This is a genomic window from Deinococcus detaillensis (assembly GCF_007280555.1).
In the GTDB taxonomy this organism is placed as follows: Bacteria; Deinococcota; Deinococci; order Deinococcales; family Deinococcaceae; genus Deinococcus; species Deinococcus detaillensis.
The window spans coordinates 1-12,247 of the sequence record NZ_VKDB01000045.1; the positions used below are offsets into that span (position 1 = coordinate 1).

Annotated in this window: 11 protein-coding genes; 4 read left to right on the forward strand and 7 right to left on the reverse strand. The window is 61.2% G+C overall.

What is annotated here, in order from left to right; all coding sequences use genetic code 11:
* Positions 1-206: 206 nt before the first annotated feature.
* The 5 genes from FNU79_RS18070 to FNU79_RS18085 all read right to left on the reverse strand — a co-directional run bounded on the left by FNU79_RS18070 (position 207) and on the right by FNU79_RS18085 (position 3,515).
* A complete protein-coding gene (locus tag FNU79_RS18070; RefSeq protein WP_185974805.1) occupies positions 207-593 on the reverse strand; it encodes an integrase core domain-containing protein in 387 nt (128 codons plus the stop codon).
* Between the two features lie 71 nt (positions 594-664).
* Entirely contained in the window at positions 665-1,426 is a 762-nt protein-coding gene (gene istB / locus FNU79_RS18075) for an IS21-like element helper ATPase IstB (protein WP_143722197.1), read from the reverse strand.
* 35 nt (positions 1,427-1,461) lie between these two features.
* Positions 1,462-2,472 carry a Mu transposase domain-containing protein gene (locus FNU79_RS18080; RefSeq protein ID WP_225430168.1) on the reverse strand — a complete coding sequence of 337 codons (1,011 nt, stop codon included), beginning with the start codon at positions 2,470-2,472 and terminating at the stop codon, positions 1,462-1,464.
* Positions 2,430-3,014 (reverse strand): hypothetical protein, encoded by a 585-nt coding sequence (locus FNU79_RS19555; RefSeq protein ID WP_225430169.1) that lies wholly within the window; start codon positions 3,012-3,014, stop codon positions 2,430-2,432. The genes FNU79_RS18080 and FNU79_RS19555 overlap by 43 nt, the downstream gene beginning before the upstream one ends.
* Positions 3,015-3,245: 231 nt before the next feature.
* Complete coding sequence (locus FNU79_RS18085) at positions 3,246-3,515, reverse strand: transposase (RefSeq protein ID WP_143722198.1); 270 nt, start codon at positions 3,513-3,515, stop codon at positions 3,246-3,248.
* A 448-nt stretch (positions 3,516-3,963) separates the two neighbouring features.
* On the opposite strand from FNU79_RS18085, the gene FNU79_RS18090 reads away from it, so the two are divergent.
* On the forward strand, positions 3,964-5,223 hold the full coding sequence (locus FNU79_RS18090; protein ID WP_143722199.1) for a S8 family serine peptidase: 1,260 nt from the start codon (positions 3,964-3,966) through the stop codon (positions 5,221-5,223).
* A 29-nt stretch (positions 5,224-5,252) separates the two neighbouring features.
* Positions 5,253-7,907: an HD domain-containing phosphohydrolase gene (locus FNU79_RS18095; RefSeq protein ID WP_143722200.1), complete on the forward strand. Its 2,655-nt coding sequence runs from the start codon at positions 5,253-5,255 to the stop codon at positions 7,905-7,907.
* Between the two features lie 130 nt (positions 7,908-8,037).
* On the opposite strand, the gene uvrA is transcribed toward FNU79_RS18095, so the two are convergent.
* A complete protein-coding gene (gene uvrA, locus FNU79_RS18100) occupies positions 8,038-10,596 on the reverse strand; it encodes an excinuclease ABC subunit UvrA (RefSeq protein ID WP_143722201.1) in 2,559 nt (852 codons plus the stop codon).
* 20 nt (positions 10,597-10,616) lie between these two features.
* On the opposite strand from uvrA, the gene FNU79_RS18105 reads away from it, so the two are divergent.
* Entirely contained in the window at positions 10,617-10,805 is a 189-nt protein-coding gene (locus tag FNU79_RS18105; protein ID WP_143722202.1) for a hypothetical protein, read from the forward strand.
* Between the two features lie 57 nt (positions 10,806-10,862).
* On the opposite strand, the gene FNU79_RS18110 is transcribed toward FNU79_RS18105, so the two are convergent.
* Entirely contained in the window at positions 10,863-11,345 is a 483-nt protein-coding gene (locus tag FNU79_RS18110) for a hypothetical protein (RefSeq protein WP_143722203.1), read from the reverse strand.
* A 75-nt stretch (positions 11,346-11,420) separates the two neighbouring features.
* On the opposite strand from FNU79_RS18110, the gene FNU79_RS18115 reads away from it, so the two are divergent.
* Positions 11,421-12,239, forward strand: a complete 819-nt coding sequence (locus FNU79_RS18115; RefSeq protein ID WP_225430170.1) for a COG4705 family protein — start codon at positions 11,421-11,423, stop codon at positions 12,237-12,239.
* The last annotated feature ends 8 nt before the right edge of the window (positions 12,240-12,247 follow it).

Sequence of the window (12,247 nt, forward strand, 5' to 3'; positions counted from 1 at the left end):
CAGTCTCGGCTACGTCCCACCTGCCGAGTTCGCCGCCCGCTATCATCCAGCCTAGAAGTGACTTGCCTGCTGGTCCTGCGCTTTGGGTTCACTCCAGATACATGAGTTTGTGAGTGCCCAACAGCGACACGCAGGCCGATTTTGGCAGGAGATGTGCTCAGCTGGCACGGTCCAGTTTTATGGACAAAGCTGATTAGAGTCCCGTTTCATGGTGAGTGTACTGCGGTGGTCGAAGGTTGAGTTACCGAGTGAAGTGCAGCGAACTCGTCGGGCGTCCGATACTGCAACGAAGAATGCGGCCGAATACCGTTGTAAAAGGCACGCCAGGCGTCAATAAGCACCTGGGCGTGCTCAGGTGAAAAGAAGATCTCCACGTTCAGCAGTTCGTCGCGGAGTCTGGAATGGAAGCTCTCTGCGATGTCGTTCTGCCAGGGTTTCCCTGGAGCGATGTGCCTCTTGGTCACTCCCTGTGCTGTGAGCCATGCGCCCAGGTCATGGGCGATGAATTCTGGACCGTTGTCGCTACGCAGGATCGTCGGGCTGCCAAAGGTCTTGAACGCGGCCTTGAGTGCGTATTCTGGTGTGATCAGCACCCAATTATGATTTATCCGGCACCCCATTCTGATGGGTATCCGGCCACGTCCCGTTTGGTCACGAGCTGAGATCAGTCTAGGACTTCAGGCTTCACTGCGGTCACTTTTCGGTCTTTCCTTCTCAGACTCTCTCCTTTGAGCTCGATACGGTAGGCGTGATGCAGGACGCGATCAAGGATCGCGTCCGCTAGGGTCGGATCACCGAGGTTCTCGTGCCAGACGGTCGTGGGGAATTGACTCGTGATGATGGTTGAGCCGCGTTCATACCGGTCGTCCAGGATCTCGAGCAGAATGCGTCGACCATCCGCCGACGGGGTATCGAGTCCCCAGTCATCCAGGATCAACACCTGAACTTTGACAAGTTGCGCCAGCAGCTTCAGATACCGTCCGTCCCCCTTTGCCAGGATCAGTTCCTGCAACAGTCGGCCAGTCTGGGCGTACTGGGCGCTGTAGCCCTTCCGGCAGGCCTGGTGGGCCAGCGCGCAACCGATGAAAGTCTTGCCGACCCCGGTAGGACCGGTGATAATCACTCCGCGTTTCTCCCTGATCCACAGATCCTCTCCGAGGGTCCGCAGCAGCTTGCTGTCCAGGCCGCGCGGGTGTTTGGTATCGACGTCCTCCAGGGCGGCCTGGACCTTGAGACGGGCGGCGAGCAAGCGGCGCTGGGTGGTGCGGCCATCGCGGTGGGCGAGTTCCCGATCCACGAGGAGCGTCTGACGCTCCTCGAAGCTGAGTTCACGCGCTTGGGGCTGCTCCTGCTGTTCTTGAACGGCCTGAGCCATCCCGTCGAGTTTGAGTTCACGAAGTTGGTGAGTAATCGGGTGTGGCAGCATAGAAACCTCAGTTCAGCGTGGGGTCGAAGTCGCGATCAGCGAGCGCCACCGGGATCTCGGTTGATTCCTAGCGGTAATAAGCGGGTCCGCGCACGTTGGCGTGGTCGACCACCCGTGGTGCCGGATCTTCCGGCGCGAGTGAAAGTTCGTCCAGGTGGTGCTTGAGAATGGATTCCACGCTGCGGTAGCTGTAGGCCTGCAAGAACACTGCCCGGCAGCACGCGGCGTCTTGGGCAGAACGGACGCGCTTGAGCACGCCTGCCCGCTTCCAGCCGCTCAGCGCCGTACGCCTGTGCGAGCTTGAACAGTCCCTGGCAGGACCTCTGGCACTGTTCTGGAGGGTGCCCAGCGGTCAGCAGCGCCTCGACCAACTGCACTGTGCCGGGACCGACCTCATCGGCACGCGTCCGGAGGCGCTGGGGCGTCCACTCACCGACGCGCTGATGGTGGGGCGGCATGTGTTCCTTCAAGGTGGTCTGCCGGATATGGGTGCTGGACGCGTCTAGCACCCGGTGGTGCACCGCGATCCGCACGCTATTCAGGAACACCTCGACCAGATTGGGCGTGAGTCGCAGATCGACCGACGTCTTCGCGTGCCGGTACGGCACGCTGTAATGGTGTCCCGCCAGTTCGACGTGGTAGTCGAGCCCGACGGTGGTGCGCTTCCAGTTGGCAATCTCGAAAGGCTGGGCCGGGAGGGAGCGCAGCGCGGGCTGATCCAGCTCGGTGAACAGTTCGAAGCGGCTTCCAGGCCGCTTCTGAAAGGGTTTAAGATTGAGTTCCTGCAACAGCGGCCACAGGGCCTCATTGGCGGCCGCCACGCTGAAGTAGACCTGGTTCCGCAGCGGGGTCAGCAGTCGCCGCTCGATGATCTGTACGTGTAATTCCACCAGGGCCTTGTCTTTGGGCTTGCGGACCCGGGCTGGAAGAAACGCAACGCCGTAATATTCGGCGAATTCGGCGTATGCGCGGTTGAGATCCGGTTCGTAGCGGCTGGGGTGGGTCACGCCCGACTTGAGGTTGTCGGGCACGATGGTTTCGGGCACGCCACCGAAAAATGCAACGGACGGACGTGTGAGGACAGCCAGTCCTCGCTGCTTTGGGTGCGAGTCACCTCGGCGTAGGTGTAATCGCTGGCCCCGAGCGTGGCGACGAAGAGCGCTTCCCCCGCCCGGTGGACCTGCCGCATCGACAGACCGACAGTGCCCTTCCAGGCGCGGTAGTTGCGAGCGAACGTCGCGTATTGCACGCTTTCTGGGTGTTGCCGGTGATGTTCTTCCCAGAGGAGCTGCCGGGTCATCCCTTTGCGATGCAGTTCCCGGTCGATGTAGGCCCAGTTAGGCTCGGTACGAGCCCGACTGGCCACCTCATCGGGTTTCTGAAAGAGGAGAACTTCGAGCTGGAGATCAGTCAATTCGGCAGGCAACGGCCAGGTCAGGCCAGCTTGCCGAGCGCGCTTGACATATTCCTGCACGGTACTGCGGGCCATCTTGACGCTGCGACCGGTGTCCCGGTCGCTGAAATGGAGATCGAACTTGAGTCGCAGGACTTCCCGTATTTTTCGCATCGTCACACGCTTCTTGGTCATCCTTCAGGATGACCGTGGAGTCTCGTGCGCCGAACAGGACCGCCGGATGATTCAGATTGACCTGCCGGATAAAATCATAATTGCTGGCCGGATAGCGTGAGAATACGCAGTGCCGGGGATGTGCCTGGTACGCCAGTGAGGAGCGAGGCAGGGAGAGCAGCTCGCAAGCTCGGTGGATCCGAACACCTTTTTTGGTCAGGGATTGTGCGGCTTCCCGGCGCTCGGGAGACGCTAACGTTTTTTTGCCAAGACCTCCCACAGGCCTTCGATCTCCAGGTGCTGTTGCCCCACGATCTTCAGGAGTCGGTCGTTCTCACGTTCCAGCCGTCGAAGCCATTTGGCTTCGACGACACTGGCGTCCCCGTAGCGTCTCTTCCAGAGGTAAAAGGACGCGGTACTGCATCCGAGGTCACGGCACAGCTCCTCTACGGTCTTTGCACCCTTCTGGGCATCTTGAAGGAGGGCGATGATCTGCTCTTCGGTGAATGTTCCTGCTTTCATAAGTCATCCTCGCTTTCCGGAGCGCACTAAGGAAGCCCTTGTTGCGCTGCCGGGGAGATCCGGATGACTCTAATCAGCTTCGTCCACTTTTAGGGGGGCATATCACAGCCACAACGGCAACGCAGACAGTCTTGCCACTTCGAACAGGCGGAGGCGGCAAAAGCTGATGGGTGAAACAGAGTTCTGTTCAACGCAGCGGAGTTGTAATCAATTTATGCTCCCCTCACAATAGAAGTCCTACCTTCATAAATGACCACCCGACCTACTAACTATTCATGACTTTCTTCTCATCAGAAATTTGTAAGCTCTCTTTTCGTAAAGTGAAGTGCTGCACTAATGATCGCCCGCACGCTTTATCTGGAGGACTCCTATGCATCCAATACAACGACTGATTCCCGGCTTATTCTTGACTGTCGGTCTTTTATCGGCCTGCTCACAATCACAGACGATGAGCACTGCCAATTTGCCTGGTCACAGTGCGCCGCGTTACGACTACGTGGTTTCGGTGCCGCTAGAGGCCGGAGACAGCCGCACAGCGCTGGAAACTCAGCTCGGCGGCACCGTCGTCACTTGGCCCGGTAACGACTGCCTGGGCGAAACCGATTGCGTGGCCTTACTCGGCTTCAACCGCTCGCCCGCCGCTATGCAGGCGCTCAGCAGCACCGCCACCCGCCCAGTCTTTATTGAGCGCAACAAAGATGTGTTCAGCGGCGGCGGCGCACTGACCGCTTCTATGGGCGGTTCGCGGAGTGTCTGGGCCAGCGGGGACATTCAGGCCTGGTCAGGGGGCTCCCGAAGTGTCTGGGCCAGCGGAGAATATTCATTTTTACCTCAAAACACGGCTCTGTGGACCAAGATCAACCTGCAAGCGGCTCAGGCGCTGGCCCCCAATCTGGGCGCAGGCGTCACGGTGGCCGTAATCGATACCGGCCTAGACTTGAATCACTCAGCCTTTCAGGGATCGCTGAGTGACCCATCCACTTGGTACGACTTCTACGCCGGTGACACTGTGCCGCAAGACGAGGGCACACTGGGCACCGGCGGCTACGGCCACGGCACCAACGTCGCAGGGATCGTGCTGCAAATTGCGTCTGGGGCCAAGATCATGCCGCTGCGGGTTCTGGGGCCAGACGGCTCCGGCGACGTGTCCGCCATCGCGCAGGCGATCTTGTGGGCAGCGGCCAAAGGAGCCAACATCATCAACTTGAGTCTCGGCAGCACCGAGAAATCCAAAGTTGTACAAGACGCCATCAATAAGGTCACTGCCAAGAATGTGATGGTCGTTTCCTCTGCGGGCAACGCCAACAGCAACAAGATCACTTATCCGGCGGCTTTGGCGGCTGATGACAACGCTGCTGATTTCTCTTTGAGTGTCGGCAGCGTCGACCTGAGCGACCGCAAGTCGAGCTTCTCGAACTATTCAGACAAACTCGAAGTGGTCGGCCCCGGCGAAAATGTCTACGCGCCCGCACCCGGCGAGCTGATGGCGGCTTGGAGCGGCACGTCGATGGCCGCGCCGATGGCTTCGGGTTCGCTGGCCTTGGCGCTGGGCCAGCCACTCAAGGTGCAGCTCAAAGATCTCGAAAACACCCTGATCAGTAGCGCCGACGACGTCTACGCCAACGATCTCAACAAAGCCTACAAAGGCAAGCTGGGCGAAAAGGGGCGGCTCAATCTGACGGCGTTCCTTAGAGCCAGCCTCAAGTAGCGCGGGAGAGGAGGCGCTGAAGTGAAGACATGGGTAACGCTTGGGTGGAGCGAACTGGGGAGCGGGCCTTGATCCGCCGCACCCAGCCGCTTCCCCCCTTCGGACACGCGCCGGAAAACCTGACCTTTGAAACGCAGTGCCAGGCCTTCGAGAACGCGGTGCAGGCGCTGATCACCGCCGCGCCTCAGCAGGCCCTGTCGGTGGCAAGCGATTATCTACGCTTCACAGAGGGCCAAGGATTGGCGCAGGCCCGCAGTCACCTGCTGCTCGGTCAGGTGCAAATCGAAATCCGTGAACTGCTTGCCGCCTTGCAGAGCTTGGAGCGGGCCGCTGCCGATTTTTCGGCAGATGAAGACGCGCTCGGTGCGGCGCAGGCGCACAATCTGGCAGGCGAAATCTGCTCGAATCTGGGCAGTTTAGACGACGCCGAGACCCATCTGAACGCAGCCATTGCTCAGGTAAAGGGCAGTGACGATCCGGCCGGGCAGCAACTGCACGCCACTGCGCTTAACCATTTGGCCGGCGTTTACCACGCACGCGGACAAGTAGACGACGCACTGAAAGCATCACAAGCGGCTCTTGCGCTTTGGATCAGCTTGGGCGATGTTCAGGCCCAGGCAAGAGTCTTAAGTAATATCGGCAATATCCAAACTTGGCAGGGCCAGTACGACACTGCCGTATCGACTCTACGGCGAGCTTACCATTTGCATCAGACGGCCATTGAAAATCCCAGATCCGAAGCATTTATCTTAAGTAGTTTGGGGCGTCTCCACCACCTCAATGACGAGAATGCTCTGGCCATTGAAGTGACACAGGCGGCTCTAGCGGCTGCCAATCGCTGCGATGACGAATTGATGAAAGCCCGAATCACCTTGAACTTGGGCACCTTTTACCTTGATGGCGATCAATTCTCTGAGGCCGCCGCCCACTTAGAACAGGCGCTTGAAATCAGTCAAGCAAACAATTACCGGCTAGAGGAGGCGTCTGTTCTCGACAGTCTGGGCAGTCTGCGGACCAAGCAGGGCGACCTTCCGGAAGCCCAAGCCCTGCATCAAGCGGCCTTGGAGATAGCCCTGGAGACTGGTGACGAGCAGGGCCAACTCGACGCTCACTTGCACCTAGGGCAAGTGCAGCACGCTCTTAGCGAAAATGCAGCGGCGGAGGCAAACCTCGGGCGCAGCTTAGAACTCGCCCAGCAGCAGCACGCCCCGAAAGAACTGGCTCAAGCACACTTGGCGTTGGCCGATTTGTTTGAGACCCGGGGCGAGTGGACGCAGACCGCGCTTCATCTACGGGCACTGCGCTCCACCGAGCGCGACCTTTTTAGCCAGCAACGCGAGCGGCAAGTTCGCAAGTTCATGGTGCAGTTTGAAGTCGAGCGTGCCCGGCACGAAACCGACGTTTACCGTCTGCGAACCGAGGTCGAGCAAGACGCTCGGCAAGCCGCTGAGCAGCTGGTGACGGAGCGCACCTCGGAACTGGCCCGCGCCCAGCACGAGGTCGTGACCCGCCTAGCAATGGCCGCCGAGTACCGCGACGACACCACCGGCGAGCATACCCGCCGGGTAGGGCGCTCGGCGGCCCGCCTGGCGCAGGCGCTGGGTTGGCCCGAGGAACGTGCTCAGGTGCTGGGCATCGCCGCCCGCCTGCACGATGTCGGCAAGATCGGTATTCCCGATACCATCTTGCTCAAGCCGGGCAAATTGAGCCAAGAAGAATACAGCCAGATGCAGACCCATACTCTGATCGGCGCACGTATTTTGTCGGGCGGGCAATCCGAGTTGCTGCGGCTGGCTGAAGAAATCGCCCTGACCCACCACGAACGCTGGGACGGCCAAGGCTATCCGCAGGGACTGTCCAGCGACGGCATTCCGCTGACGGGCCGGATCGTGGCGGTGGCCGACGTGTTTGACGCCTTGACTCAGGCTCGGCCCTACAAACGGGCTTGGAGCGCTGAAGAAGCGCTGCGGGAAGTGCAGGCACAGGCAGGCAAGCATTTCGATCCTCAGGTGGTAGAAGTGGCCCTGCAGGTGCTGACCGAGGAGAGTAGCGCCCGGCATGACCCTGACCTGAGTAGTGAAGCCAGATTTATGCCCGGCGAGGATGCCAGCCACATGCTGGCGGTGTTCGAGCAGCTGCTGGTCGAGCGCAGCCGCGAGCTGGACGTGGCCCGCCGTGAGGCGGAGCAGGTCGCCCGGCAGATGGAGCGTATGGCGCTGACCGACAGCCTGACCCAGTTACCCAACCGCCGCGCCTTTGAGGCCGACTTGGAAGCGAAATGCGCTGGGCAGCCACAAGACGGAACTAGCATGTTCGTGATGTCTCTTGACCTGGGCGGCCTCAAACTGATCAACGACGCGCAGGGACACGCCGCTGGAGACCGCCTGCTCACTGCTTTTGCACGCTGCACCGCTGAGGCATTTGCTCCGCTGGGCGGGGTCTACCGGCTGGGCGGCGATGAGTTCGCGGTGATCGGCGCGGCCCCTTTTCACACACCAGCGTTGCTGGAGCGGCTGACTGGGGCACTGGACGCGGTTCGCGCCGCCGGGTTCGAGGCCGCCAGTGCCAGTTGCGGCGTCGCTTGGCTGCCACATGACGCGCAGACATCCGGTGATTTGCTGCGCGTCAGTGACCGGCGGATGTACCGCCAGAAAGCGAGTCGGCAGCTCAGTACCGTCAACTAACCTGCCGCCGTGCGGAAAGTGCCGGCGCTGAAACTCAGAGCTTACGTTAAACCGGAAAAATTGAGATGCGGGTAAGGGTGAAGGGAATTCTTGTCAGGTGCCCAGACTGCGGAGTCTGAGCGCCGACTCATCACTTCAAACGATCTGTAAGCCCCGCTTCGCCGAGCGCCAGCGCCAAGTAGGGCGCGGTTCGGCTGCTCTGCGTCCGCGCTACTTCTTGGGGCGTGCCCTGCGCCACGAGTCTGCCGCCCTCGTCGCCTGCGCCGGGGCCGACGTCGATCACCCAGTCGCTGCCCACGACCAGTTGCATATCGTGTTCCACCGTGATCACGGTGTGTCCGGCTTCGACCAGCCGCTCAAGCTGGCGGGCTAAGCGCTCCACGTCGGCGGGGTGCAGGCCAGTGGTGGGCTCATCCAAGATGTACAGCGTTTGCCCCCGTCCAGCACGCTGCAACTCGGTGGCCAGCTTGATGCGCTGCGCCTCGCCGCCCGAGAGTTCGGTGGCGGGCTGCCCCAGCCGCAAGTAGCCCAGCCCCACCTCGCGCAGGGTGTCTAAGCTGCGGAACACCGCCGGGTCATCCTTGAAGAAGTCCCAAGCGGTGTCCACCGTCATGCCCAGCACCTCGGCGATGGTGCGGCCCCGCTCCTGCACTTCCAGCGTCTCGGCGTTGTAGCGCGCGCCGTGGCAGACCGGACACGGCGCGTACACGCTGGGCAAGAACAGCAGCTCGACCATGACCCAGCCCTCGCCCTGACAGTGTTCGCAGCGCCCACCCTTGACGTTGAAGGAAAATCGCCCCGCACCGTATCCGCGCTGCCGGGCCAGCGGGGTGGCGGCGAACAGCTTGCGGACGTGGTCGAACAAGCCGGTGTAGGTCGCCATGTTGCTTCTGGGCGTGCGGCCAATCGGCTTTTGGTTGACCTGTACCAGCCGTGAGAGTCCAGCCACATCGCCCCCCAGGTGTGCGGTGGTGGCGGGCGATTGGGTGTCTCCAAGGTCTTCCTCATCTTGTGACCCATGTGACCCACTGGCCTGCTCCACGTTTCCCTGACCGAGGTGGGCGGCCAGCGTCTCGGCCAGCACCTGACTGACCAGGGTGGATTTGCCCGAACCCGAGACGCCGGTCACGCAGGTCAGCACTCCGAGCGGAAACCGGACGCTGAGATCGTTCAGGTTGTGACGCGTCACTCCGTTCAGTTCCAGCCAGCCAGAAGGCGTGCGCGGCTGACGCGCTTCTTGGGAAGCTGCCCTGAAGAGGTACTCGGCAGTTTTGGAGTTCTTTATGTTCCGCAACCCTTCTGGCGGCCCACTGTAGAGGATTTCGCCCCCCTGCTCCCCTGCTCCCGGCCCGACATCCACCAGCCAGTCGGCGCGGCGTACCACATCCAGATCATGCTCGACGACGAACAGTGAATTGCCCGCCGCCTTCAGACCGCTCAGTGCCGTGAGCAACGCCTCGGTGTCGGCGGGGTGCAGCCCAGCGGACGGCTCGTCGAGCACATACACCACGCCGAACAGGTTGGAATACAGCTGGGTGGCTAAGCGCAGCCGCTGTAGTTCGCCGGGCGAGAGGGTCGGGGTCGAGCGTTCCAGTTGCAAGTACCCCAGCCCCAAGTCCAGCAACACAGCCAGCCGGGCGACCAGGTCTTCAGTCAGCCGCTGCCGGGCGATGGCCTGCGCGGGCTGGTCTTGAGCGAGTTGCGCGTTCTCCTGACCGGCGGCGTAGGGGCGCAGCAACGCAGAAACCTGCTTGAGCGGCAGGCGCGAGAATTCGGTGATGTCGTGGCCCGCGAACGTAACCGCTAGCGCTTCCGGTCGCAGCCGTTTGCCGTGGCAGACTGGACACTCCGCCGCGATCATGTAGGTCTGCACCCGGCGTCTCATGGCCGCGCTCTCGGTGCTGGCAAAAGTGTGCATCACGTGCCGCCGGGCGCTACTGAAGGTGCCCATATAGCTGGGTTCGAGCTGGCGCTTCACCGCCCGCCGGGTTTCCTCAGGACTCAGGCCTGGATACACCGGCACCACCGGCTGCTCATCACTGAACAAAATCCACTCGCGTGTCTCGGGCGGCAGTTCGTGCCACGGCAGGTCAACGTTGATGCCCAGCGACACCAAGATGTCGCGCTGGTTCTGCCCCCCCCAGGCGAGCGGCCAAGCGGCCACCGTCCGCTCACGGATGGTCAGCGATGGATCGGGAACCATCGAGGCTTCTGTGACCTGGTAGACCCGGCCCTGCCCGTGACAGTTCGGGCAGGCTCCCTCGGGCGTGTTGGGCGAGAAGCCCTCAGCGTAAACGATGCCCTGTCCCGGCGGATATGTTCCGGCACGCGAGTACAGCATCCTGACCAGATTGGACAGAGTGGTGACGCTGCCCACCGAGGAGCGGGCGGTGGGTGCGCCGCGCTGCTGCTGTAAGGCTACGGCGGGGGGCAGGCCCTCGATGGCGTCCACATCAGGTGCGCCCACTTGGTGAAACAGGCGGCGGGCGTACGGCGAGACCGATTCGAGGTAGCGCCGCTGCGCCTCGGCGTACAGCGTTCCGAAGGCCAGTGAGGACTTGCCCGAGCCGGACACGCCAGTGAACACCACCAGCGCGTCACGCGGCACCCGCAACGAGAGGTCTTTGAGGTTGTGTTCCCGCGCTCCGCGTACCTCTACGAAGCCGGAAAATTGAGGGGGATTTTCCATGGCCTCAGTAGTATGGAGGGGTGGCCCAAGCCGACGGTGCAAGTCGCAAGGATGACTCAAGCTTTGGCTCCAGCCTCCAATACATTTACAACACCGTGACCTTGGCCGGGGCTGGTGGCCGCAATGACGGCCTGACTTGGAACGCGTGGATTGAAATCAAACTCAGTGATCAGGTGTTGATAGACTACTGCGCCCCGAAACTTCTTTAAGCAGGCGGAATGCTGGCGACCCAAGCGAACGTGCCCGCTGCATCGGACTCTGGGTGTTCAGCGCAGTGGAAAACTGACCCGCGCTTCCAGACGCGGCACTGCGCCAACCCGCAGCACGCCTTCCACCGTCGTGCCGCCGCTGAGCGTGGTGCCCAGAATGCCGTGAACATTGGCCAAAAAGATCGGCGAAAGCACGATGCCCGGAAAGCTGCTGCCGTGATCTACAAAATCGAAAGCCACACCCGAACCCGCACCCAGACCGACATAAAAAGCGTCGTAGCGCTGGATAAGGGACACGTCGAGCAAAATGTCAGGCACGCCACCCAAATTCAGATTGCCTTCCACGCTGCCGCGCAGCCGCAGAGTACCAGCAGCATTGAGGGGCGTCTCGACTGTTGTATGAGCGCCAAAGCCGACTGAACTCAAAGTGGCGTTGGCCTGAAGTCCCAAGCTGACTTGGGCGGCTTGCGCGGGAAGTGCCAAGGCACCCAGCACAGCAAAGGAAACGAGCAACCGGCGGCCAGTAGAGAAAAGTGACATTTCGTCATTCTAGACAACTCGGGGTGAAGTCGCCGCTATACCTCAGCGTTACCTGAGCCTTTTAAGCTGCCAGCCGTGACGTTTCCTTTTTTGAGCAGTCCAGATTCACAGACACACTCGCCACTGAGCCATTCCCCGCTGAGCAAAGTCGCGGCCATCACCACATCATTTTGGATCATCAAAGTGCTGAGTACCGGCATGGGCGAAACTGCGTCGGACTTTCTGGCGCACCGTTTGGGGCCGCTGCCCGCCGTCGCTCTCACCGGCAGCGTGTTTATAGTTGCTCTGGCGCTGCAACTCCGTGCCAAATGCTACGCCGCGCCGCTGTACTGGTTTGCCGTCATCATGGTCAGCGTCTTCGGTACGCTGGCCGCCGACGCCGTGCATGTTGGGTTTGGTGTACCGTATTGGGCTTCCACAATTGGTTTTTTGCTGGCGCTTGGAGTGATTTTTACCCTCTGGCAGCGCTCAGAGGGTACCCTATCCATTCACAGTATCACCACCCGCCGCCGCGAGCTGTTTTACTGGGCTGCCGTGCTGGCGACGTTTGCGCTGGGCACCGCCGCCGGAGATTTTACGGCCCGCACGCTGGGTCTGGGCTGGCTCACCTCCGGCTTGTTATTCGCGGCGTTGATGGCCTTGCCAGTCTTGTTGCGTGTGCGGCTTAATCTCAGCCCCGTGCTGGCCTTTTGGTGGGCGTATGTCATCACGCGGCCTGTCGGCGCTTCATTTGCCGATTGGGTGGCGGTGCCGCATAGTCAAGGCGGAATCGGTTTGGGCACGGGTGTCGTGACCTTGGGCCTGAGCGGTTTAATCTTGGTCTTCGTGCTGGTCAGCGCGGCGCATAAAGGCCGTTCTTCTGCGCAAAGTGAAGCGCTGACTCCAGCGGATTAGTGCTCTAT